Genomic DNA, 22,427 nt, shown 5'->3' with positions numbered 1-22,427 from the left:
TTACCCTTGAGATGTCTCCAGATGCAGCCATGATGGAAATGAACGCTTTAACAGTCGTAGCACATTCACTCCAGGGAGCATCTCATGTCACTGAAGGAGTCATTGCAGAAAAAACTGGAAACCCAGACCGAATACTGGAGCAAGCAGATACAAAGCTTGCAGGCGGATGCGGAAGAGAGGATGGCAAAGGCCGAAGATGATCAGGCGGAAGCTGAAATACAGAAAGACTTCTCCGAGCGCATTCAGACCCTGGAAAACCGGGTTGAGGAAGCTCGCAGGAAGATCTCGGAGATTCGGGATTCCGGAGAAGATCAGTTGAACGACCTGAAGGCGCGGATTGATGAGTGGTTGCCTGGCGGCAAAAACTAGATAGCGAATCGAGGTGACAACTTCAGAAGGGGATTCTGCAAGGGATGGAACGGCTCCAGACAAAAGGTCGTCCGGAGCCTCTCAATGTCACTGCATGCCGTTACTGCATCGGCACCAGTGTCAGCTCAACGCGGCGGTTCTGCTCACGGCCAGACGCGGTGTCATTGGACGCAATGGGATAACGCGGTCCATAACCTACTGCCCGTGTGCGCTTGGGCTCTATGCCCTGGTTGAGCAGGAAATCCCGCACTGAGCTTGCACGGCGCTCACTCAGCAACTGGTTGTAGTCCCTGGAGCCGGTGCTGTCGGTGTGGCCTTCGATCTGGATGATGGTCTTGTCGAATTCCTTCAGTACAAGCGCGACGGATTCCAGAGTGTTACTGAAAGACGGCTTGATGGTGGACTGGTCTACATCAAAGGTGATGTTACCCGGCATGACCAGTTCTATTTCGTCGCCGTTACGCACCACGCGAACGCCGGAACCTTCCAGTTTACGGCGCAACTCGGCTTCTTGCTTGTCCATGTAGTAGCCGATACCACCGCCAACCGCGGCGCCGGATGCGGCGCCAATCAATGCACCCTTGCCCCGGTCACTGCTGCTGGAGGTTGCCGCGCCCACGGCCGCGCCGCCAATGGCACCAATGATACTGCCCTTGGTAGCGTTCGACGTTTTCTCTTCCCCGGTGTAGGGGTCGTATGTCATACAGCCGCCCAAACCAACAGTGGCGACAGCAAAAGCAACAATTGTTTTCTTCACGGCATTCTCCAGAGTCTTTCCTGTGTATTACTGAGTGCGGCAAGTCCGCGCCCTTTGTTTTCCCTAACAGGCTTCCGAAAGGAAGCTGTCATGGTCGCCTTCAAAGGTATCCACAATGGTGTTGAATACCGTTGCCTGCAAATCCTGGGCTTCATTCACTAAATGATGACGACCGTCGGGGATACGGAGTTCCTTAACCGCGGCAAATTTATTGCGGATAATCCGCAGATTGTGCTGCCAGTCGACGGTCAGGTCTTTCTCCCCCTGAACCACCGTCACCGGAAAATCGACGGGGCGGGCGGACTCGATATGGGGCACCCACTGTCTCAGCGCCGATACCCAGTCCACGTGTACGGCCCTCGCCTGGAGCGGATCATACTCCTTCAGGAACGTCAGAAAACGGGAGTTTCCACTATTGGCGCCAAACACACGGGCCCATCGTGAAACAAACGGTTTGACCAGACTGTGGAGCACCTTTGCTCCCAGCCACCCCATCGGGCGTATCAGCGGAGCCAGCAACACCACGCGCCGGAAGTCGGAGGTTTCGGCCGTATGGTGATTGGTCAGCAGATAATCAATCAGGATGGCGCCGCCGGTGCTCTGCCCCACGGCGTACCACGGCGCCCTCACCTTGCCTCTCACATTGGCCATCACATCCGTCAGCACCGCCTGGTACTCAAGGAAGCTGCCAATCGCTGCCGGCGTTCCGCTCGACAGTCCGTGGCCCGGCTGATCGTAGGCCAGCACATCAAATCCTGCGCCCAGGCAGCGGTCAATCAGCTGGCTGTACAGCCCCACGTGATCAAAGTAACCATGGAGCACGAACACTGTGCCTTTGGGCTGGCTTTTATCAGGTAGCCGGAAATAGTGCACCATAACCTGATGCCTGTCCGCCAGGACATAGCCCTGATGGTAGGAAACATCCGGATGCTCCACCCAGAGATCCAGGCCGTAGAATCGGCAGTAAGCAGTCATATCCTCGCCAAGCGCTTCCCGGCGCTCGGGATCAAATGGCTCCAGCCTGTCCAGTAACGATGACCTGTTCCAGTTCGGAATTTCTATGGTATCTGTTTTCCAGTACACGTAGAGTTAAACGCCTGTTATCAAATAGGTACAAAAATGCCAGCCTGGCCGCCAGATGCTAAGCCGTTAGGTTAGCACACCAAGACACTTTTGCGGCTGTTAAAGCGGTGGCACCATGGCCATTGCCGCAGCGGTCGCATCCGCCTACGTTATTCCAGAACCATTCAGCCCCGGAGTGAACAATGATACAAACTGCCCTGGAAACCGGACTGCGCCAGACCATGCGCCGCCTGGTCCGGCCTTTGCTGCATCCGGCCGTTCCGGTAGGCATTCAGCGCAGCCTGGTGAGCAAGGCCTACCTGACCTCGATCCCTCCTCGCGGCACTCGCTTTGAGGACATTGAGGCCGAGGGAATTGCCATGACGCGGGTCTGCCACAGTGACAACCCGGATGGAGTCGTGCTGTATTTCCATGGCGGTGGTTATATCATCGGTTCCCCGCGAACCCACCGCGGAATTACCGGCCACCTGGCCAGGGCCAGTGGCACAATGGTGATCGTACCTGACTACCGGCTGGCCCCGGAACACCCTTACCCGGCAGCCCTGGATGACGCGGAATCCGTTTATCTGGCTCTGCTTGATGAGGGCCATCCGCCAGCGTCACTCAGCTTGGCGGGCGACTCCGCCGGTGGTGGGCTCGCTATCGCACTGGCAATGCGCCTGCGTGACAGGGGACTGCCGCTGCCCTCGTCAGTGGTGGTTATGTCGCCATGGACCGATCTTTCCAATGCACACCTGTACGCCCCCGAATGCGAGCCGGTCCTGCAGAGAGCCTGGATCGACAAAGCCGCGCGGCTGTATTGTGGCAGCGAGCCGGTGGCTACCCCTTACGTGTCCCCGGTATACGGGGATTTGTCTGGCTTACCACCCCTGCTGATCCAGGTGGGCAGCCAGGAAATCCTGCTCAACGACGCCCAGCGCCTGGCAGAGGCGGCCAACCGGGACAGCGTTGAAACCCGCCTGGAAATCTACAACAGTCTCTGGCATGTGTTCCAGGTACACGCCGGCCAGCTGGACCGGGCAACCGAAGCACTGGGAACAGCAGGCCAGTTTATCCGGCGACACCTGCCCGGTTAATGGCGGGGCAGCCTGGTCCTTCACCCGGGCATTTCAGGCAATGATAGCTCGCCCCGAATCAGTGCCTCTTTCTGACCACGCGGCCAGCGCTTTATCTGCCACTCAAGCCTGGAGGCGGTTGCCCTGTCACTCGTCTCGGCGAAAAACACCAGCTCAAGGGGACCCTTGCCCCGCAGGCTTCTGGCTCCCTTCGGGGCACCGGCCTGATGTTCGGAAAAACGACGGGGCACATCCGTTGTGATGCCCGTGTACAAAGCCCCCCTGGCCGTTCGCACCATATAGATAAACCACTGGCTCATACGGACGATGCCCTGACCATTTTATCCCTGGCTTTGCGTTGCTGAATCCATAATCCGGCCACAATCAGTACCAGGCCTATGTAGGTGGACGGCAGAATGATTTCGCCGAGAATAAAATAGATAAACACCAGAGACAGAAACGGGGAAATGAAAATCAGGTTACTCACCCGTGCGGTATTTTCAGCTTTTTTCATGGCGTAGGACCAGAGAACGAAGGCAACTCCCATCTCGAAAACACCGACATAAAGAGCGGCGTAAAGCCCGGTATCCAGACTGACGTCGAAACCGTCGGTGATGGCACAGATCACCAGAATCACCGGCAGGCCACACAGAAAGTTCAGAAACAGACCCACCACCGGGTCCCGGGTATCGCGAGTGGCGATAATCCAGTAGGACGCCCACACCAGAGTACTGCCCATGGCATATGCCACGCCGAGAGGGTCGGAGAACGTGAGTGAGAGAACGTCACCACGAGTTGCAATCACAACCACGCCGCTGTAACAGATCAACCCTGCAATAATATCCGCCCTCCTCAGCCGCTGCCCGAGAAAAGGCACCGAGAGGTACGCCAGCACAAGTGCCCATGTGTAGTTAAGGGGTTGTGCCTCCTGGGCAGGGAGCCGGTCAAAGGCGCCGAAAAGCAGGAAGTAGTATAAGCAGGGGTTAATCAGCCCCATGCCAATGGACTGCAGGTACTGGCGTTTACTCAACCGGAAAACCAGATGCCAGCGCCTCTGCACCAGCAGCACCAGTGCCATAACCAGCACCGAAGCGACACAGGCGACAGCCAGCATCTGTATCGGAGTCAGCTCCCGCAATGACAGCTTGAAAGCAGTCGCTACGGTGGACCAGAGCAGAACCGTGCCCAGGCCATAGAGCATGGCCTGTTTCTGGTTAGTCATTGGCCTCATCCTTTTCACTATCCAGCCAGCGGTAAAGGGTGCGGCGGTTAACCCCCAGTATCTGTGCCGCCCGGCGTTTGTTGCCGTCTACGGCATTGATAACACGCCTGACATAGTCCTGATGAACCTGATCCAGGGTGGGCCAGTCTGCCAGGTTTCCCGCGGGCAGCCCCGGCCTCGCGTCAGGCGTGTCAGTCTGCCGTTTGCGTATCCTGACAGGAAGATGCTCTGGCAGAATTGTATCGCCATCGCAAAAGGTCACTGCCCGCTCAATGGCACTGCCAAGTTCCCGGACGTTGCCGGGAAACGGGTAATCGGAGAGGATCTGTGAGGCCACCTCGCTCAGTTGCAGGAAGCCCCGATTGTGTCGTTTTGCGGACTCCCTCAGAAAGTGCATGCCAAGAAGATCCACGTCGTCTCCGCGCTCTCTGAGCGGCGGTACCATCAGGGTCAGCGTTTCCAGCCGGTAATACAGATCTTCCCGGAAATTGCCCTCCTCCACTGCCTTGATCAGATCCTGGTGAGTTGCTGCAACGATGCGCACATCGACTCTCTGTTCCTGGTCGGCGCCCACCGGCTTGATGGTGCCCTCCTGCAGGACGCGCAATAATTTTGCCTGCAATGCCAGGGGCATTTCACCGATCTCGTCCAGAAGCAGCGTGCCACCGTCCGCTTCTGAAAACAGGCCCGGCCGTGATGACCGGGCTCCCGTAAAGGCACCCGCTTCATGGCCGAAGAATTCGCTTTCCATCAACTCGTGAGGAATGCCCGCGCAGTTCACCGGAATAAACGGGCGGTCTCTGCGCTCACTCTCTGCGTGGATAGCGCGGGCAACCAGCTCCTTACCTGTTCCGCTTTCCCCACTGACCAGAACGGCAGCCTGGCTTCTGGCCACCTGCCTGATATCGCTCCTCAGTTGCATCATTGCCCGGCTTTCACCCACAAGACCGAGCGATGTGTCTTCCGGCGACTGCGATTTGTAACGGGCGAGTTCGCTGGTGATGGCGGCATGGGCCAGCAACCGCTTGATTTTCAGCCTTAGATGATCGGTCGATAGCGGTTTGGTGAGAAAGTCATCGGCACCGGCCTTGAGTGCCTCGACGGCCTGATCCACGGTGCCAAAGGCGGTAATGATGATAAAGGGTACTGATCTGCCCTCCGCCTGCAGTTGACGGAGTATCGACAGCCCGTCACCATCAGGAAGCCGTAGATCAGAGACAATCAGGCCGGCATCTGACTCCAGTGCACGCCGGCGTCCTTCTTCGGCGGTTCCTGCACAGGTAACGCGGTAGCCATCCACCTCGAGCTCTTCTGCCAGAAGTGTTCTCAAACTGGCGTCATCTTCCACCAGCAGGATTGACGACGGATTACTGGTCATGACTGACCTCCTTATGAGACTCATCCTGCGGGTAGTCCGGCCAGAAAGTAGACATCCGGCAACCCCCTGACGGGTTCGCGCCAACCTCAATCCGACCGCCGTGCTCCTTGAGCACACTGCCTACCACGGCAAGTCCCAGCCCGGTCCCCTCACCCGCGGCACGGGTACTGAAGAAGGGTTCAAATATCCGGTCTCGCATGGCTTCCTCTATTCCAGGGCCATCATCATCCACCCGTAACTCCCACTGTCCGTCGTGCCTGGCAAGTGTCACAGTCACCATTGAGCGGGCCGCCTGGCAGGCATTACGGATGATATTCACACATGCCATCTGGAGGCGGGTCGGCTCTGCCAGAATGTCTGCCGGGCCCTGGGGTATCTCCGACCGGATCTCCACACCCTGGCACCTGGGCTCTTCACGGATTCGGTCCAGCAGCTCCTTTACGGTTGCCACCAGATCAGTCTTGCGACGAGAGTCGGGGACGTGGCGGAAACAATCCAGCAATTGCTGGATAATCAGTGTCATGCGCTCAACCTGACGTTCTATGTCTTTCAGGTGCCGCCGGTCGCCATCTGCCATCTCCCCCCGCCCGAGTATATTCGCGCGACCCTGGATAACACTCAGGGGAGCCCCAAGCTCATGGGCAACACCGCCGGCCACGCGGCCAATCATTGCAACCTTTTCCTGATATTCCAGTTGCTCCGCCAGCTCCCTTTCACGTGCCACGCTCTCCCGTATTTCGGTTTCCGCATTCATCATGCGCTCGCCCATATTACGCAGGCCTTCGTGAATCTCGCGCAGTTCCCGTGGGCCAGCAGGCTCTTCATCAACCTTCCATCGGCCGGGCGCCATTCGTTCCATGATTCCCAGCAGTCGGCTGACATGGCGTCCCACCGCGCCATAGTGCCCAAGGACCACAACGAAGATGACCATCAGCGATACCATCGACCAGATGGTAACGGCCCAGACACGACTGGACGCCACCAGCTCGTGGAAATCGCTACGTTTACGGGTCACCTGCAGCAGCCCCTGGATTCGGCCATCGGCGGCAATCAACGGCGTGAACTGGGAGAAAACGGAAACACCGTCAACCCGACGAAAGGCGCCCCCAACTTTACCGCTGGCAATAACCCGCTCTGCACTGTCACTGCGGGTGACATCCGAGTCGGCAACCCCCAGGCTCGCCACCTGCTGACCATCCTCATCAAAAACCGAGGCCCCGAACACGCGGCCAATCCGGAAAATCGATTTCAGTGATTCACCCATGACGATTTCATCGCCGTCAGACATGGCCTGTGAAAGAGGACCGCTTACAGCCCGGGCTACCAGCTCCAGATCTTCCCTCAGACGGTCATTGAGATTTTCTTCGACAGCACCAAGCCCCAAGTAGATGGCAACGCCGCTGAACACCATCAACGGAACGACAATACTCAGCACCAGAGTCAGTCGCAGCGAACGGAACATTTTTTGTGCAGTGAGCACAGGCCTTTTCATGAGGAACTCCGACAAAGTGTCACACACCTATGCCACATGTGACATTTGGCCACAACCGAGATTACCCACCAGTAACCTGAAATTTTTACCAAGATATTGATATTAAGGGATTTAATTTCAATTCAGAAAACTGGCACAGGGCTTGATTAGGAGTAATCACAGTCATCCAGAACCGCTCAAGGTTCGACAGAATTGTCTGTGAGACATGCAGACAATCCAATCACTGCAAAAGGAGAAAGTTATGAACAAGCTTCTCGTTTCACTGACCGCATCCCTGGCCCTGCTTGCTGCTGGCCCGGCCATTGCACAGGAAAACCAGCAAAGCCCGGAAGCAGCCGATACTGACGGCGGCTACAGCGACCCGGCTGCTGCAGGCACCCAGAATACGAATTTCTCCGATCAGGAACTGAAGCAGTTTGTCGAAGCCCAGGAGGGTATCAACGACATCCGTGACGAGTACATGGAGAAAATTGAGGCTGCCGACTCCCAGCAGAAAGCCCAGGAACTTCAGATGGAAGCCAACGATGAGATGGTAACCGTGATTGAGGATGCCGGTATGGATATTCCCACCTACAACTCAATCGCTACGGCTTACAACAGCGAGCCACAGGTAAGGAATCGTGTAGACGCGCTGATGTAAACAACGCCCTGTGATCGTACCGTTTATGGGCCCCGCAGTTGCGGGGCTTTTTTGATTGCGGCCGATCAATGGAGGGACAACCACTGCGCCGGCTTATTGTGGTACCTTGCTTCCAGGGATAAGTTGATAACGGCCGGAGACAGGACATGCGACGATTTTGCCATTGGCGAACCCCATTGTTTGCGATGGTTATCCTGCTATTGGCAGGCTGTTCGGACAGCCCATCCCCAACCGCAGCCAGTGACGACGCCGGAGAGAAGCCCACCTACCCGGTCACCTGGCGGTTCGCCCTGGAGGAGATTGAGGGCAGCGTCCAGCATCACTACGCCCTGGAATTGAAAGAGCGCATTGAAAGCATTTCGGACGGCAATATCCTTATCGACATCTTCCCCTACGGCTCGATCGGAACCTCCCTCCAGTTGACGGATCTGGCCCGCGAGGGTTCTGTCCACCTTGCCTTTGCATCGCCGGGACATCTCGCCGATGTGGTTCCGGAAACCGGTGTTTTCACACTCCACTTCCTGCTGTCGGACGACGAACATGTTAACCGGAACATTCTGGCCAGTGACGAGCTGATTCAGGCATTCAGCAAGCCTTACGCCGAACAGAACCTCGAGCTCCACGGCTTCGTACCCGAAGGCTGGATGGTCTGGACTGCAAACAAGCCCCTGAGAGAACCTGCCGATTTCGACGGCCTCGCATTCCGCACCATGGCTTCGAAGATTTCAGCGGAAGCCTACAAGGCGTATGGGGCAACACCCACCCCGGCGCCCTACTCCCAGGTCTACAGTGACCTGCAGTTACGCCGTATAGAAGGACAGGCCAACCCGGTTTTCGCAATCGAAGAAATGGGGTTTTATGAGGTCCAGAGTACCATGACATTTGCCAGGCCAGCCCAGTTCGTCACCTCCGTGGTTTCGAACAGGGACTGGTTCCGATCCCTCCCCGACGATCAGAAGCGCTGGTTGCAAGATGCCCTGAACGAGGTCGCACCTCTTGCCTGGGAGGTACAGGCGGAACTCAATGCCAGCCGCCTTGATACCATTCGTCGGAACAGCGGTATTCGCGTCATTGAACTGACTGAAGAGGAACGGGACCGTTTCCGCAAAGCCAGCCTGCCGGTTCGGGAAACCTATACCCGCATGGCAGGGGAGCGGGGCAAAGCAATTCTGGAGCGTGTCACGGAAATGGTCGACAAGGCCGAGTCTGAAGTCCCTGCTACCTGACCCTACAGGTGCATCGCTTTACTCAGGCACCAGCCAGTTCATGGTCGGGGTAACATCGAGACATTGCCTGGCGGCCACTGCTTCCATCATCGCCGCAAACCTGGCATCAAACCCCCAGGGCGGATTGATTACCAGCATCCCGGAGCCCGACATACCACGCTCCGGAGGCTGGTTCAGCCTTGTTTCACTGCAAAGCACTTTACGCACCGGCCCAGCGGATAGTGCATTTTTAAGTCTTTCGTGGGGACTCCCTGCCAGAATCGGATACCAGATCAGGAAAACTCCGTGGCGACATTTTTGCCAGGCTCGCGTCAGGGTGTCTGCCACAGCTTCATACTCGCTTTTTACTTCGTAGGAAGGATCCGTGAGCACCAGAAGCCTTGGTTGCCTGGGCGGCAGATGACGAAGCAGCCCTTTCAGGCCATCCTCCTGCCAGACTCTCACACCGGAGCGGCCCGCAGCCCACTGAGACAGGGTTTGACCTTCGGCCGGGTGCAGCTCAAAGGCGGTCAGGCTGTCCTGCTCCCGGAGATAACGGTGATACCATTGGGGTGACCCGGGATACCGCCCGATTGTACCACCTGGCCTGGCTCCCGCTGTCAACTCGCCCACAATGGGGAGCCAGTCTTCCGACTGCAACTGTTCCCTGCAGCGCCAGATCTTCTGGACTCCGGCACGTGCCTCACCGGTTTTCAGCGCCCTTTCACCCGCAAGATCATAGCTCGCACTGCCTGCGTGGGTATCGAAGCAGGCAATGGCGGACGGCTTGGCCTGCATCATTCGCAAGACCAGCACCAACGCTGAATGTTTCTGGATATCGGCAAAATTACCAGCGTGGAAAGCGTGGAGGTAACTCAGCATTATAAGGGCTCCCGGTTGATCGACGCTTATTAGGCATCACAGAAACACAGCAGGCAACACTTGAGAACCTGTTCCTGACTGATATCCTTTAGCCCTGTTTTTCGTGAGGACACCGATTTGCAAAATCCGAAAACTGACACTGCCGATCGCCTGTACAACCTGATCGCCAACGAGGAAGACGCTCGTGTCTGCACCGATATTCCCGACGAAGCCTGCCGGGAGGTACCCCGTAACTTTTTCCTGATCCTCGGCAGTAATGTACTGACCAAGCTGGGGGATCTGCTGATCAGCCCCAAGACAGTGCTGGCATGGCTGCTGAGTGCGATCGGTGCGCCTGCACTGGTGGCCTGGCTGGTGCCCATCCGGGAATCCGGTTCGATGGTCCCCCAGATGGTCATCGGTGCGTGGGTAAGGCGAAAGCCGGTGCGCAAATGGTTCTGGACCCTGGGCAGCTTCGGTCAGTCAGCCAGTGTTCTCGCCATGGCCGCAAGTGTCTGGTTTTTGGAGGGCTACGCTGCCGGTTGGGGCGTGTTGGGCGCGCTGGTGCTGTTCTCTCTTGCCCGCGGCTTCTGCTCCATATCGATGAAAGACGTGCAGGGCAAATGCATACCGAAAAAACGCAGGGGCAGGCTGGCCGGTCTTGCCTCCACCATAGGTGGTTCGGCAACTGTGGTTTTGACAGTGGTATTGTTCTGGGATCGTGGAGAGCCCGGCGTGCTCTTCTACACGCTGTTGCTGTTGCTGGCCGCGGGCCTGTGGATCGTCGCAGGTCTTCTGTTTGCGTCGGTAGACGAGTATGAAGGCGAAACCGGCGGCGGAGGCAATGCGCTGCGGGAGGCGGTAAAAAGCCTTTCCCTGTTGCGGGATGATGCTCTGTTCCGCCACTTCGTGATCACCCGCGCCTTGCTGCTGTGTTCGGCACTGGCGTCACCCTATTTCGTCGTGCTTGCCCAAAAGAACACCGACAATGGATGGCTGCTGGGAGTGTTTTTGCTGGCAAGCAGCCTGGCCAGTTCGGTCAGTGCGAGCGTCTGGGGCTGGATGGCCGATACATCTAGCCGTAAGGTTATGATTCGCGGCGGCGCCATGGCCAGCGGCGTGTGCCTGATAGTGGGTATTACGGCGGTGGTTGCCGGAACCGACCTGGGCAGCGTGTGGTTCTACCCTGGTGCTTTTTTCGTACTGAGCATTGCCCACGCCGGTGTCAGGCTGGGCAGAAAAACCTATCTGGTGGATATGGCAGGAGGCAATAAACGGACAGATTATACAGCCGTAAGCAACACCGTTATCGGCTGCCTGCTGTTGCTGACCGGCGGCCTCACTGCGCTGGTATCAATGGTGTCCAACGTGGCGGTGATTCTTGTTCTGGGGCTCATGGGACTGGCGGGCATGCTCAGTGCCTTGCGACTACAGGAAGTGACCGCGGATTGAATCACCGCAGGTTCACAACGGCGACTTGCCGTCATTCAGGGCCAGAGCGCCCTTTACAATGCGGTAGATTATCCAGATGGATATACCCAGTAGCACAAACCAGCCAATGATAAGCGGCGTGGTGACAATGCCGACAACGGTCCATAGCAGCCCGATCCAGAAGGTTCGGATCTGCCAGCGAAAATGGGGCTCAATCCAGGTATCCCTGACATCATTGAGCTTGACGTAATTGATGATAACACCGGCAAGGCCGGTGATACCTCCGACAAAAAACGATAACGCCTGGAGGATATAGACCAGCACGGCCAGGTTGCGACCCGGCTCCTCGCGGCGGGCCACACGGTCTTCATCGGCGGGGATGTATTCAGGCTCGGACAAGGGGCTCTCCTTTTACAGCGTACCGGAAGTGTATCACAGCGCCCGGTCCTGAAAGGCAGCGCTGTTCAGTGACTCTCCGGTTTGTAACCCAGGCGGAAACCGCCCCAGTGCTTGCCGTTCACATAAACCGGCACCGACAGGTCATGCATGATTTCCCCGGTATCGCGCCGATAGGTCTGCAACAGCATACTCTGGGTATGGCTGCCACAACGTGCGCCGGTACGGTCGTTGAACAGCCGCTTGCTGCGGCTCTTCATGAGATCCACTTCCGGGTCGCCTGTCGGGGCATGGGCAAAATCGCGATTATGGGTAGGCACATAACCATCGGGTGCTATGGCAATCGCATACACCATGGACGGATGAGCTGACTTGACGGCCTCCTGCACAGCGGGCAGCTGCTGGTCCGTATACCGGTCATAACTGCTTGAATACTTTTGAGGATCGGTATTAGGTACGGGAGCCCTTTTCTTGTCAAAGAGATCGCCCTCGGACAACTGTCCGTCACGGACTGCCTGCTCGAAGAGTTTGCCGATACGGTCTGCCCCCTGCCGCGCCTGATCATAGAAGGTCCGGTGATAGCTTTCATCACTGTTCAGGGCAAATGCGGCATTCGCCTCTTCCGCCAGTTCCATTAGCGTCGCGGCCTGCTGAGCAAGTGAAGCAACGCTGGAATCACTTTCCGTGATCTGGTCGCGTACGGTCTCAATAGCTCCGGACACCTGCTGCAGACTTTGTTCGTTGTTCTGATCAATCTCGGCGATGCGGGCCACCTGCTGCTGAACCCGGTCCGATTGATCGCGGATCTGGTCCAGCCGCTCACCAACACTTTCAACCGACGCCAGGCCAGCCTCTACACTTTTGGCCAGATCCTCGATCCGCGAGACAATCAGTGAGGTGTCAGAGCGGATTTCCTGAAGGGTTTCAGCCACCTCACCCGTTGCCTGCGCGGTTCGACCAGCCAGCTGCCTGACTTCATCAGCAACAACAGCGAACCCCCGGCCCTGGTCTCCAGCACGGGCGGCTTCGATGGCCGCGTTCAGAGCCAGCAGGTTGGTTTGTTCAGCAATTCCCTGGATGGTAGTGGTAACACCCTGGATCTTATTGGACTTTTCGTTGAGCTCCTGAATCAGCCTCAGGTTCTCACTCGACTGTTCGTGCACCGCTCGCACGCTGTCAATAGCAGATGTCAACGCTTCCCGCCCTTCCGTGCTGACCTGACGATTCTGCAGGGCCATGGTGGCTGCGTCGGTAGCCTGCTGGGCGGATTCCCGCACGCTTTCGGTAATCTGACCGGCATACTCCGCCATCTGGACAGTCTCAGTGACCTGACGGTCCAGGCGAACTTTTAACTGATCTGCTGCAAAAGAAACCTGGGCGGCGGAAATCGCGCTCTTGTCGGCGCTTCCAGCTAACGCCTCAATCAACGCACGGCCAGCCTTCGCCTCAGCAAGGATGCCGGCACACTGTTTACCCAGAGCGCTATCCGCACTCAACTCACCGGTGTTCAGTTGCCTGAGAGAACGCTCAACCGGTTCCAATACCCGCAATACCAGATAAGCGGTGGCCACCACCAGCCCGACGACCAGGCCCGCCAGAACGGACGAGCCGTCCAGCCCGATCAACGACGCCCCCAGTGTGGCCACGATGGCAACAACAACTGCAACCGATACCCCCAACCACAGAACAGGTCGACTGAGCAAACCCATAGCCACCTCTTTATTATCATTATTAATGAATACATCTTTATTGGATATTACCCGAGAGAGTAATGAATTGATCCGCGTTAATAACTGCTACTTTAGTGCAGCAGTTATTGTTTTTCGGCAGGCAGCTACAAATCTGAAACAAAAAAAACGCAACCCCGAAACTTCCAGGCAGAAGAATCCGGGTTGCGTTCGGTTTCATGCGAAAGCGTGGCAGCCGGTATCAGGCGCCGATAACACCTCCGTTATCTCTCGTTACGATCACGGTTGCGTCTCTCGGACGAGCCTCCGCCGCGTTCGGCCAGTTGCCGTCCGGGTGCTGGATATTGACGAACATGGTTTTCACATCCGGTGTCGATACCACGCCGGTCACCTCACACCCCTGAGGCCCTACAAAGAACCGCTTGATTTCACGGGTAACCGGATTGGCCGCCAACATCATGTTGTTCTGGTACGGTGCGGCGTCACTGCCATCGGTCTGGATCCACAGGCGTCCGTTGTCATCAAACCAGAGGCCGTCGGGACTGTTGAAGATATTGGTATCGTCCAGCGTCACCACAGCTTCCCCGTCAACCACGGTTTCGGTTCCCTGTTCTCCGGGGAACACGAAGATGTCCCAGTCAAAACTGGTCGCCGCATGATCGTTGCCGGCCTCCGTCCAGCGGATAATATGCCCCGTAGCGTTCTCAACAATGGGGTTCGCCGCATTCACGTCGTCAAACCCGTCTTTGCCACGATTACTGTTGTTGGTCAGTGTGAAGTAGACCTCGCCGGTGTTCGGGTCAATCGCGCCCCACTCCGGGCGGTCCATTGTTGTGGCGCCTGCTATATCGGCGGCCAGACGGGTGTTGACCAGCACGTCTGCCTGATTCTCGAAGCCGTCGAACTGGATATCGCCCACCATCGTGCCTTCAGCTGCTGCCACCCTGGCGGCAAAGTCAGCATCTTCCAGATCCAGCGCCAGCCAGTCCCCGCTACCGTCGTCATTGAAACGGGCAACATACAGCGTACCCTCATCCAGCAGGTATCCGCCTGCGGTCGCCGCATGATAGGGCTTGGAAGAAACAAACTTGTAGATGTATTCGAAACGGGAGTCATCACCGGAATAGCAGACCACGGGCTCTCCTTCTTTCGCTTGCGCGAAAATCACACCTTCATGGCCGAAACGGCCCAGAGCCGTCCGTTTCTGGGGTTTGCTCTCGGGGGTAAAAGGATCAATCTCAACCATGTAGCCGTACGTATTCGCCTCATTACGATAATCCTCGGCCACTGACGCGCCGGTGGTTGATACATTGAAGCGCATGTATTCATCGGCACTGGTATCCGCCAGCTCCCAGTCATAACGAGAGCTGTCGCCAACACCATGGCGCAGATATTCACGCGGGCGCTGGGCGTCTGCGGTGGCAAAGTAGCCGTGCCAGTTCTCTTCCGCAGCCAGGTATGTTCCCCAGGGTGTGGGGCCCATTGCGCAGTTGTTGAGGGTACCCCGGGTTTCGGTGGCACTCGGGCTGTATCGGGTGATCAGCTTGCTGTAACCACGAACCGGACCACGTATGTCCATGGGGGTGTTGCCGGTGATGCGCCGGTTGAATGGGCTTCCGAACACGACATCCCATGTTCCCTCGCTGTCCCGTTTGATGTGAATAACCGAAACACCGTGGGCTGCAATTTCCTTGCGAACCTCGTCCGACGGACGAACACCGCCGTTATCAGCAGCATTCGTCGGTCCATTGGCATGCAGTGCACTCTGGTTTATGTATTCGTGGTTCATGACCAACAGCCCTTCGACAGAACTGTTGCCGCCGGACTTCTGGTCAATCGGAAAAAAGTGCACCCCATCGTGATGCATGCCTACCTGGTTTTCCTGGTCTTCACCAGTGTTGGTGCCATCAGCACGGTATTCCGGATAACTTCCGGTAATGGGGGTGCCCCAGGGTACAAAAGTCTCTGCGGAGTAGCCTTCCGGAACCACAACACGGTTCTCGGTGGACACCGCTACGGGTTTGAATCCCAGTTCTGTACCGGGCTGGACCTCCCCACTGCTGCCCCCGTTGTCGTTGTCGTTATCGTCGTCATCACTGTCCGAACAACCGACGAGGCCCATTCCCATAATACTTGCCAGAGCGGCGCCAACACTGCCCTTCATCAGAGTTCGCCGTTGCATTCTTGCGCTCAGCACCGATGCGAAGGAAGTGTTGCCGGAATGGTTTACAACGGGCTCGTAATTAGGATCCAGGTAATTGGGATCCAGATCATGCTTTGCCATGGTCCTGTCTCTCTCGGGTGGTTTGTAGGTGTTTCCCGAGGCCCAGTGTCGTTCGCAAACGTGACAGGTTGCAGACAGTCAGAAGTCAGTTTCTTTAACGTTTTTTGACAACCCAAACAAAAAGAGCCTGTCCCTTCGGGCAGGCTCTTCAGGCGACTATGCGCGTCTGCGAGGCTATCAGGTGTCCTCAACCAGATCCCGTCATCCGAGACCCGGCGATGTTATTGCATGGAATCGCCTGCTTCTTCTGCGGCTTCTCCCATCTCCTCGCCAGCTTCGTCCATCGCTTCGCCGGTTTCTTCAGCGGCGTCGTCCGCAGCGTCCTTGGTTTCATCCCAGGCACTGTCGTTCTGTCCGGTTGCATCTTCGTAAGTTTCTTCTACAGCATCGCCCGCGTCATCCGCCATTTCCTCGACGTTGTCACCGGCTTCTTCGAAGTCTGCGCCTTCGTTATCGTCCTGGCTGCAGGCTGCAAGGCCCAGTGTCATCAGTAGTGCCAGCGCGCTCAGTGTCAGCTTGTTCATAACCATGTCCCTTATTTGGTTTGGCGTGTGAAAACAACAGCGACAAGTCTACGGCTGTGGCAGAGCCGGTACAATTACCTGCTGATTACGTTTTTGTTAGTACCGACAATAAGTTAGCAAAAGCAACAACCTGTTGATCTCAATTGGTATAAGCCACTGTCCTGCCGTCCAGCGTCAGCACATGGTCCAGCCGTACCATGTGCCCGCGCCCCAGGAAAACAAACTCCTGGCCCGCCCTGCTGAACAGGTCACGGATGACATCGTGGGTCGTCTGGATCTGGCCGGCGTCGTCGCGATAAACGATCTCCGCCAGCCGGGAGGAAGTCAGGTACTCCCTGAGCAGGCTTTGTATTTCACAGCGTACCGGGTGGTAGCTGTTAGAGGTGTTTTCCCGGGTCATGGCATACGCTTCCCTGTGGATACCGACAGGACAAAAAATGCCCCGGTGCGCCGAATACGGCGCCAAAACCGGGGCCTGCCTACAGTCTGGTTCACATTACGTCAGTCTGCCAGTTTCAGAACCATTCAGCTTTCATGTTCATGCAGGTGTCATCCTGGTTCCTCAAAAGCACCAGGTCCTGAGCGACCGTTGGCAGTTCCCAATGGAAGAAATACTGGGCGGCCTGCAGTTTGCCTTGGTAGAAATTGCGTTCGTCATCACTGTTTGCAGAACCCAGCGCCTTCGCGGCCGCGTTGGCCTGACGCAACCACATCCAGGAAACGATGATGTGACCGAACAGATGCAGATAGCAGGAGGCATTGGCCAGAACCCGGTCCGGATCTTCCGACATCAGGGATTTACCCAGGCTCTGGGTGACCTTGACGGCCTGCTGCAAGGTTTCACTCAGTGAAAGCGCCCACTGCTGGCAACGATCGGTCGTGGCCGCTTCCAGGTCCACCTGCATTTCCTGCATCAGCAATTGCAGGCCGTGGCTCTGGTCCTGCCAGATCTTGCGGCCCAGCAGATCCAGCGCCTGAATGCCGTTGGTGCCTTCGTGGATAGGGTTGAGGCGATTGTCTCGCCAGCACTGTTCCACCGGATATTCGCGAGTATATCCGGCCCCGCCGTAGACCTGGATCGCCAGATCGTTGGCCCTGGGGCCGAACTCAGAGGGCCAGGCTTTGATAACGGGCGTCAGCAGATCCAGCAACTTGCCGGCCTCTAATCGTTTCTGCTCCTCTGGATGGGTATGCTGATCGTCCATCAGGCGAGCGCCATAAAGGCATAGCGCCAGACCACCTTCACTATAGGCCTTTTGGGCCAGCAGCATGCGGCGAACGTCTGCGTGTTCGATGATGGGCACCTGGGGAGCTTCGGGGTTCTTTTCCGACGGTTTGCGGCCCTGCAATCGGTCCTTGGCATACTCCAGGCTGTGCATATAGCCACGGTAGCCAATAACGGCGGCACCAAAACCCACGCCCACGCGAGCTTCATTCATCATCTGGAACATGTACTTTAAGCCCTGATGGGGCTCTCCAACCAGATAACCATGACAGGGTGCGTCGTCGCCAAAGCTCAAGGCCGTGGAGGTGGTTCCACGGTAGCCCAGCTTGTGGATCAGGCCCGCCAGATTTACGCCATTGCGTTCTTTCGGGTTGCCGTTTTCATCAACAATGAACTTCGGCACGATAAACAGGGAGATGCCTTTTACGCCCGCCGGTGCGCCTTTGATTTTGGCCAGCACCATGTGAACGATGTTTTCGGTGATGGACTGTTCGCCACCGGAGATATAGATCTTGGCGCCCTTGATCAGGTAATGACCTTCGTCGGTTGGCGACGCGGAGGTGCGGATATCCGCCAGTGAGGAGCCGGCATGGGGTTCGGTCAGGGCCATGGTGCCGCTGAAACGGCCACTGAGCATATGGGGCAGAAAGGTGCTCTTCTGCTGATCGTTGCCCAACACGCGGATCAGGTTGGCCGCGGCGGTGGTCAGGAACGGGTAGCCGGCGGTGCCCGGGTTGGCCGCGGTGAAGAAGCCGTTACAGGCAGCCATCACGGATTCCGGCAGTTGCATTCCACCAAGCTCGTAGTCGTAGCGGCCAGCGATAAAACCGGCATCGGCGTAGGCGTCGAAGGCTTCTTTAACCTGGGGAAGCATTTCGACCTGGCCGTTCACGAATTTGGGTTCGTCTTTGTCGGCAGCGCTGTTGTGGGTGGCAAATTTGTCCCGGGCGATCCTGTCGGCGGTTTCGATAACGGCGTCGAAGGTGTCGCGGCTGTGTTCGCTGAAGCGCTCGCGTTCGCTGAGGCTTTCGGTATCAAGTACTTCGTAGAGCTGGAACGCCAGGTCGCGGCGGTCAATCAGGGTGTCTGTCATTTGAGTCGTCTCCTGTTTATGGCGTATAGCCTCTCATACGGTTGTTTTTGTTGAAACCGGCGTTAATGACATAATTATGGTTGAATTCGCCACTCATGCGCCTTGGCACCACTTCGTGGTGCAAGCCAGACGGCCTTCAACCGGGAACACCCTCCCGGGACACGCTGTTAATACGTCCGTGTACGCTTGACGGCAGCGTCCATGCTGCCGACAGTCCCGGGAGGGTGTTCCCGGCTGATGGCCTGATATGGAGTTGGCATGCGAACTGTTTCTGTTATTGGGTTTGATGGTGCGCTCGCCAGCGCGATTACTGGTGTGATCGACCTGTTCCGACTTGCCGGGGTGACCTGGGCGCGGATCAACGATATGCCGCCGGAGCAGGAGTTTACGACGCGGCTTTTGACCGACGGCAGCAAGCCCTGCCGGTGTATCAACGGCATAACATTACTTGCGGACGGGGACTGGCGGGAGTACGCTGCCGGCGACTCAAAGGCAGATCTGGTCATTGTGCCGACCATTGGCGCCCCGATTGCCACGGTATTGGCCGCCAATTCCGACCTGGTTCAGTGGCTCCGGGACTTTCAGAACGCCGCTTCCGGGCAGGTGGGAGTGGCCAGTAACTGCACCGGAGCGTTTCTGTTGGCCGAGGCCGGGTTACTGGATGGGCGGCAGGCGACAACGCATTGGGGGTTCAGCAACCAGTTCCGGCAGCGTTTTCCGGCGGTGGATTTGCAGCCGGACAAGCTGATTACGGTAGACGGGCACATTGCCTGTGCCGGTGGCGGTATGGCCTGGTGGGACCTGGGAGTATACCTGGTGGAGCGTTTTGCCGGGGCGAAGGTGGCGCGGGAGTTGGCCAAGGCGTTTGTGATTGATGCAGGGCGGACCAGTCAGGCGCCGTACGGTGCCCTGCAGGCCCGGCGTTATCATTCCGATGTGGCGGTTCTCCGACTACAGGACTGGCTGGATGCCAACTATACCAGGCCAGTGACGCTTGAATCGCTGGCTACGCTCGCTGGGTTGACGGAGCGTTCTCTGATTCGTCGGTTCAAGGCCGCCACCGGAGACACTCCTACCGGTTATCTGCAGATTCTGAGAATCGAAGCGGCGCGACAGCATCTGGAGAATTCGCGGGCGGCGGTAGAGGCAATCACACGATTGGTGGGTTACGAAGACGTCAGCTCGTTCAGCCGTCTGTTCCGAAAACACACCGGCCTGGCCCCCGGTGTCTATAGGGCCCGCTTTGGTCGCTAGCGCACCGACCCAACAGTTTGGCCCGGGTTATGCTTAGTTTTAAGTACAAGGCCAAAAGCCGACGCCAAACGTAAAAATTTCCGACACAGGTTATTTCCCGCGGAGGGTAATGCCATGACAGCACTGCAAAGAAACCAGCAATCCGATCTACTGAGCCGCCTCTACGACATGAAGCAGAAACAGCTGCTGAAGGCCAGCCAGCAGGCCGACAGTCTTCGTTACCGCGTACTGTCAGCCGAAGCCGAGGCCATCAGCGAGGCCCTTAAAGCCATCCGTTAACGGGCAGCCGGGACTGTAACGGTACCTGACTGCCACCGGCGCCCGACTGAAACAGGCGCTCACTTTGTGACCAAAATTGTCCACCCGGTCAGATCCGGGCAGCAACTTCCGTCCCCTGACGGATCGCCCGCTTCGCGTCCAGCTCTTCAGCCACATCCGCACCACCAATCAGATGCGTCTGAATTCCCCGCTTCACCAAATCATCAAACAGGGCACGGAACGGCTCCTGACCTGCGCAAATAATGACATTATCCACTGCCAGCACTCTGCTTTCCGTAACCTCACCGTCCTTGTCGGATAGGGTGATGTGCAGGCCTTCATCATCAATCTTCTGGTAGCTGCAGCCCCGGAGCATTTCCACGTCCCGGTGCTTCAGGCTGTTACGGTGAACCCAACCGGAGGTTTTGCCCAGGCCGCCACCCACCTTGCTGCTTTTGCGTTGCATCAGATAGATCTTGCGGGGTGACGACGCTGGCTTGCGTTCGGCCAGACCGCCCGGCCCCTCGAATTTCGGGTCCACTCCCCATTCCGCCTGCCAGTCGGCGACGCTGACCTGCTCGCCCTCGGGGTGGCGGCGAGCTTCGTGGGTCAGGAACTCGCTGACATCGAAGCCGATCCCTCCGGCACCGATCACGGCCACTGATTTGCCAACAGGCTTGTTGTGACGAAGCACATCAAGGTAGCCCAGCACTTTCGGATGATCGATCCCCTCGATCTGCGGAGTTCTTGGTTTCACTCCCGTGGCGATGATGACGTCATCAAAGCCCGCTTCACTGAGCGACCCCGAGTCAACGCGGGTATCAAGCCTGAGCTCGATACCCAGGATTTCGATCTGGCGCTGGTAATACCGCAGTGTTTCGTAGAATTCTTCCTTGCCAGGGATACGCTTGGCATAGTTGAACTGGCCGCCAATTTTGTCGTCGGCTTCAAACAATGTCACTTTATGCCCCCGCCTGGCGGCGGTGGTGGCTGCAGCCAGTCCTGCAGGCCCGGCCCCAACCACGGCAACGCGGCGGCTGACGGGCGCCACGGTAAGCACCAGCTCGGTTTCATGGCAGGCACGCGGGTTGACCAGGCAGGACGCGCGCTTGAGCTGGAACACGTGGTCCAGGCAGGCCTGGTTGCAGGCAATACAGGTATTGATTTCGTCACTGCGGTTCTGCTCGGCCTTGCGGACAAACTCGGAATCCGCCAGCAGCGGTCTTGCCATGGAAACCATGTCCGCCTTGCCGGCTGCGATTATTTCCTCGCCTTTCTCCGGGGTGTTGATGCGGTTGGTGGTGCACACCGGGATGTCTACCTCACCGTAGAACTTGGCCGTTACATCGGCAAAGCCACCCCGGGGCACGGAGGTTACGATCGTAGGCACCCGGGCTTCGTGCCAGCCAATGCCGGTATTGATAATGGTTGCGCCGGCCTTTTCAATTGCCTTACCCAGTTGAACCACCTGATCCCAGGTCTGCCCGCCCTCTACCAGGTCCAGCATGGAGAGGCGGTAGATAATGATGAAATCGGGGCCAACGGCTTCCCGCATCCGGCGAACGATCTCCACCGGCACCTGCATACGGTTCTCGAAGGGCCCTCCCCACTTATCGGTACGTTTATTGGTACGCTCACACAAAAACTGGTTGATGAAATAGCCTTCCGAGCCCATGACCTCGACACCGTCGTAGCGGGCCAGCCGGGCCAGTTTTGCGGCGTCGACGAAGTCATTGATCTGTTTGTCCACGCCTTTGGTGGACAGGGCGCGGGCCTTGAAGGGGGTGATCGGCGCCCTGGTTGCCGAAGCCGAGACACTGAAGAGCTGATAACCATAGCGGCCGGCGTGAAGCAACTGCAGGCAGATCTTGCCACCGGCATCGTGAACCTCGCTGGTGACATGACGATGAAGAAGGGCAGTACCGCGATGGTTCATCGTAGACGCCAGGGGAGAAAGCTGGCCGACGAAGTTGGGCGAAAAGCCCCCCGTCACCATAAGCCCCACACCACCCTCTGCGCGCTCGGCAAAGTAGCGGGCGAGTTTATGGATATTCCAGAAGCGGTCTTCCAGACCTGTGTGCATGGACCCCATAAGCACACGGTTTTTCAGCTCGGTAAAGCCCAGGTCCAGGGGCTTGAGCAGGTTCGGGTAGGCTGCAGTCATGTAGTCTCTCCTTCAGGAGGCAACATGTTAGCATAGCGCCCTACGACT

Annotated in this window: 21 protein-coding genes; 7 read left to right on the top strand and 14 right to left on the bottom strand. The window is 57.4% G+C overall.

The window, feature by feature from the left end; genetic code table 11:
* The first annotated feature begins 84 nt into the window (after nt 1-84).
* Complete coding sequence (locus tag ABJM11_RS03095; protein WP_348294706.1) at nt 85-369, top strand: hypothetical protein; 285 nt, start codon at nt 85-87, stop codon at nt 367-369.
* Between the two features lie 100 nt (nt 370-469).
* On the opposite strand, the gene ABJM11_RS03090 is transcribed toward ABJM11_RS03095, so the two are convergent.
* Nucleotides 470-1,126, bottom strand: a complete 657-nt coding sequence (locus ABJM11_RS03090) for an OmpA family protein (RefSeq protein WP_348294707.1) — start codon at nt 1,124-1,126, stop codon at nt 470-472.
* Nucleotides 1,127-1,189: 63 nt separating this feature from the next.
* Nucleotides 1,190-2,209 carry an alpha/beta hydrolase gene (locus ABJM11_RS03085; RefSeq protein WP_348294708.1) on the bottom strand — a complete coding sequence of 340 codons (1,020 nt, stop codon included), beginning with the start codon at nt 2,207-2,209 and terminating at the stop codon, nt 1,190-1,192.
* 182 nt (nt 2,210-2,391) lie between these two features.
* Here ABJM11_RS03085 and ABJM11_RS03080 point away from each other — a divergent pair, with 182 nt between their 5' ends.
* Nucleotides 2,392-3,285: an alpha/beta hydrolase gene (locus tag ABJM11_RS03080; RefSeq protein WP_348294709.1), complete on the top strand. Its 894-nt coding sequence runs from the start codon at nt 2,392-2,394 to the stop codon at nt 3,283-3,285.
* Between the two features lie 20 nt (nt 3,286-3,305).
* On the opposite strand, the gene ABJM11_RS03075 is transcribed toward ABJM11_RS03080, so the two are convergent.
* The 4 genes from ABJM11_RS03075 to ABJM11_RS03060 are packed head-to-tail and all read right to left on the bottom strand — an operon-like array spanning nt 3,306 to nt 7,356.
* Nucleotides 3,306-3,584 carry a GIY-YIG nuclease family protein gene (locus ABJM11_RS03075; RefSeq protein ID WP_348294710.1) on the bottom strand — a complete coding sequence of 93 codons (279 nt, stop codon included), beginning with the start codon at nt 3,582-3,584 and terminating at the stop codon, nt 3,306-3,308.
* Nucleotides 3,581-4,486, bottom strand: a complete 906-nt coding sequence (locus tag ABJM11_RS03070; protein WP_348294712.1) for a DMT family transporter — start codon at nt 4,484-4,486, stop codon at nt 3,581-3,583. Before ABJM11_RS03070 ends, ABJM11_RS03075 begins: the two co-directional genes overlap by 4 nt.
* Complete coding sequence (locus tag ABJM11_RS03065; protein ID WP_348294713.1) at nt 4,479-5,864, bottom strand: sigma-54 dependent transcriptional regulator; 1,386 nt, start codon at nt 5,862-5,864, stop codon at nt 4,479-4,481. The genes ABJM11_RS03070 and ABJM11_RS03065 overlap by 8 nt, the downstream gene beginning before the upstream one ends.
* On the bottom strand, nt 5,854-7,356 hold the full coding sequence (locus ABJM11_RS03060) for an ATP-binding protein (protein WP_348294715.1): 1,503 nt from the start codon (nt 7,354-7,356) through the stop codon (nt 5,854-5,856). Before ABJM11_RS03060 ends, ABJM11_RS03065 begins: the two co-directional genes overlap by 11 nt.
* Nucleotides 7,357-7,597: 241 nt before the next feature.
* Here ABJM11_RS03060 and ABJM11_RS03055 point away from each other — a divergent pair, with 241 nt between their 5' ends.
* Nucleotides 7,598-7,996, top strand: coding sequence for a DUF4168 domain-containing protein (locus tag ABJM11_RS03055; RefSeq protein ID WP_348294716.1), 399 nt, complete (start codon nt 7,598-7,600; stop codon nt 7,994-7,996).
* 146 nt (nt 7,997-8,142) lie between these two features.
* Complete coding sequence (gene dctP / locus ABJM11_RS03050; protein ID WP_348294717.1) at nt 8,143-9,222, top strand: TRAP transporter substrate-binding protein DctP; 1,080 nt, start codon at nt 8,143-8,145, stop codon at nt 9,220-9,222.
* Nucleotides 9,223-9,240: 18 nt separating this feature from the next.
* On the opposite strand, the gene ABJM11_RS03045 is transcribed toward dctP, so the two are convergent.
* Entirely contained in the window at nt 9,241-10,083 is an 843-nt protein-coding gene (locus ABJM11_RS03045; protein WP_348294718.1) for a 23S rRNA (adenine(2030)-N(6))-methyltransferase RlmJ, read from the bottom strand.
* A 117-nt stretch (nt 10,084-10,200) separates the two neighbouring features.
* Here ABJM11_RS03045 and ABJM11_RS03040 point away from each other — a divergent pair, with 117 nt between their 5' ends.
* Nucleotides 10,201-11,514: an MFS transporter gene (locus ABJM11_RS03040; protein ID WP_348294719.1), complete on the top strand. Its 1,314-nt coding sequence runs from the start codon at nt 10,201-10,203 to the stop codon at nt 11,512-11,514.
* 12 nt (nt 11,515-11,526) lie between these two features.
* Here the strand turns inward: ABJM11_RS03040 and ABJM11_RS03035 are convergent, their stop codons facing one another.
* The 6 genes from ABJM11_RS03035 to ABJM11_RS03010 form a co-directional block, all read right to left on the bottom strand.
* Nucleotides 11,527-11,892, bottom strand: a complete 366-nt coding sequence (locus ABJM11_RS03035) for a hypothetical protein (protein WP_348294721.1) — start codon at nt 11,890-11,892, stop codon at nt 11,527-11,529.
* A 65-nt stretch (nt 11,893-11,957) separates the two neighbouring features.
* Nucleotides 11,958-13,598 carry a methyl-accepting chemotaxis protein gene (locus ABJM11_RS03030; RefSeq protein WP_348294722.1) on the bottom strand — a complete coding sequence of 547 codons (1,641 nt, stop codon included), beginning with the start codon at nt 13,596-13,598 and terminating at the stop codon, nt 11,958-11,960.
* Between the two features lie 220 nt (nt 13,599-13,818).
* Complete coding sequence (locus ABJM11_RS03025; protein WP_348294723.1) at nt 13,819-15,861, bottom strand: PhoX family phosphatase; 2,043 nt, start codon at nt 15,859-15,861, stop codon at nt 13,819-13,821.
* A gap of 221 nt (nt 15,862-16,082) precedes the next feature.
* Complete coding sequence (locus ABJM11_RS03020) at nt 16,083-16,385, bottom strand: hypothetical protein (protein WP_348294725.1); 303 nt, start codon at nt 16,383-16,385, stop codon at nt 16,083-16,085.
* Nucleotides 16,386-16,524: 139 nt separating this feature from the next.
* Complete coding sequence (locus tag ABJM11_RS03015; RefSeq protein ID WP_348294727.1) at nt 16,525-16,785, bottom strand: hypothetical protein; 261 nt, start codon at nt 16,783-16,785, stop codon at nt 16,525-16,527.
* A gap of 115 nt (nt 16,786-16,900) precedes the next feature.
* The gene (locus ABJM11_RS03010; protein ID WP_348294730.1) at nt 16,901-18,703 is read right to left on the bottom strand and encodes an acyl-CoA dehydrogenase; all 1,803 of its coding nucleotides are present in this window, start codon (nt 18,701-18,703) and stop codon (nt 16,901-16,903) included.
* Nucleotides 18,704-18,961: 258 nt separating this feature from the next.
* Here ABJM11_RS03010 and ABJM11_RS03005 point away from each other — a divergent pair, with 258 nt between their 5' ends.
* Together ABJM11_RS03005 and ABJM11_RS03000 are read left to right on the top strand one after the other, a co-directional pair.
* Nucleotides 18,962-19,957 carry a helix-turn-helix domain-containing protein gene (locus ABJM11_RS03005; protein WP_348294732.1) on the top strand — a complete coding sequence of 332 codons (996 nt, stop codon included), beginning with the start codon at nt 18,962-18,964 and terminating at the stop codon, nt 19,955-19,957.
* A gap of 114 nt (nt 19,958-20,071) precedes the next feature.
* Nucleotides 20,072-20,236 (top strand): hypothetical protein, encoded by a 165-nt coding sequence (locus ABJM11_RS03000; RefSeq protein ID WP_348294734.1) that lies wholly within the window; start codon nt 20,072-20,074, stop codon nt 20,234-20,236.
* An 88-nt stretch (nt 20,237-20,324) separates the two neighbouring features.
* Here ABJM11_RS03000 and ABJM11_RS02995 read toward each other — a convergent pair whose 3' ends face one another.
* Nucleotides 20,325-22,379, bottom strand: coding sequence for an NADPH-dependent 2,4-dienoyl-CoA reductase (locus ABJM11_RS02995; protein WP_348294736.1), 2,055 nt, complete (start codon nt 22,377-22,379; stop codon nt 20,325-20,327).
* Nucleotides 22,380-22,427 lie beyond the last annotated feature (48 nt).

It is taken from the genome of Marinobacter sp. (assembly GCF_039977835.1).
In the GTDB taxonomy this organism is placed as follows: Bacteria; Pseudomonadota; Gammaproteobacteria; order Pseudomonadales; family Oleiphilaceae; genus Marinobacter.
Note: the sequence above shows the minus strand (reverse complement) of the source record. Positions and strands in the feature narration are given on the sequence as shown.

What these genes read in the sequence shown, in the direction of transcription:
- ABJM11_RS03095 (WP_348294706.1), top strand. Translation starts at nt 85, where the DNA reads ATGTCACTGAAGGAGTCATTGCAGAAAAAACTGGAAACCCAGACCGAA.
- ABJM11_RS03080 (WP_348294709.1), top strand. Translation starts at nt 2,392, where the DNA reads ATGATACAAACTGCCCTGGAAACCGGACTGCGCCAGACCATGCGCCGC.
- ABJM11_RS03075 (WP_348294710.1), bottom strand. Translation starts at nt 3,584, where the DNA reads ATGAGCCAGTGGTTTATCTATATGGTGCGAACGGCCAGGGGGGCTTTG.
- ABJM11_RS03070 (WP_348294712.1), bottom strand. Translation starts at nt 4,486, where the DNA reads ATGACTAACCAGAAACAGGCCATGCTCTATGGCCTGGGCACGGTTCTG.
- ABJM11_RS03065 (WP_348294713.1), bottom strand. Translation starts at nt 5,864, where the DNA reads ATGACCAGTAATCCGTCGTCAATCCTGCTGGTGGAAGATGACGCCAGT.
- ABJM11_RS03060 (WP_348294715.1), bottom strand. Translation starts at nt 7,356, where the DNA reads ATGAAAAGGCCTGTGCTCACTGCACAAAAAATGTTCCGTTCGCTGCGA.
- ABJM11_RS03055 (WP_348294716.1), top strand. Translation starts at nt 7,598, where the DNA reads ATGAACAAGCTTCTCGTTTCACTGACCGCATCCCTGGCCCTGCTTGCT.
- dctP (WP_348294717.1), top strand. Translation starts at nt 8,143, where the DNA reads ATGCGACGATTTTGCCATTGGCGAACCCCATTGTTTGCGATGGTTATC.
- ABJM11_RS03045 (WP_348294718.1), bottom strand. Translation starts at nt 10,083, where the DNA reads ATGCTGAGTTACCTCCACGCTTTCCACGCTGGTAATTTTGCCGATATC.
- ABJM11_RS03030 (WP_348294722.1), bottom strand. Translation starts at nt 13,598, where the DNA reads ATGGGTTTGCTCAGTCGACCTGTTCTGTGGTTGGGGGTATCGGTTGCA.
- ABJM11_RS03025 (WP_348294723.1), bottom strand. Translation starts at nt 15,861, where the DNA reads ATGGCAAAGCATGATCTGGATCCCAATTACCTGGATCCTAATTACGAG.
- ABJM11_RS03020 (WP_348294725.1), bottom strand. Translation starts at nt 16,385, where the DNA reads ATGAACAAGCTGACACTGAGCGCGCTGGCACTACTGATGACACTGGGC.
- ABJM11_RS03015 (WP_348294727.1), bottom strand. Translation starts at nt 16,785, where the DNA reads ATGACCCGGGAAAACACCTCTAACAGCTACCACCCGGTACGCTGTGAA.
- ABJM11_RS03010 (WP_348294730.1), bottom strand. Translation starts at nt 18,703, where the DNA reads ATGACAGACACCCTGATTGACCGCCGCGACCTGGCGTTCCAGCTCTAC.
- ABJM11_RS03005 (WP_348294732.1), top strand. Translation starts at nt 18,962, where the DNA reads ATGCGAACTGTTTCTGTTATTGGGTTTGATGGTGCGCTCGCCAGCGCG.
- ABJM11_RS03000 (WP_348294734.1), top strand. Translation starts at nt 20,072, where the DNA reads ATGACAGCACTGCAAAGAAACCAGCAATCCGATCTACTGAGCCGCCTC.
- ABJM11_RS02995 (WP_348294736.1), bottom strand. Translation starts at nt 22,379, where the DNA reads ATGACTGCAGCCTACCCGAACCTGCTCAAGCCCCTGGACCTGGGCTTT.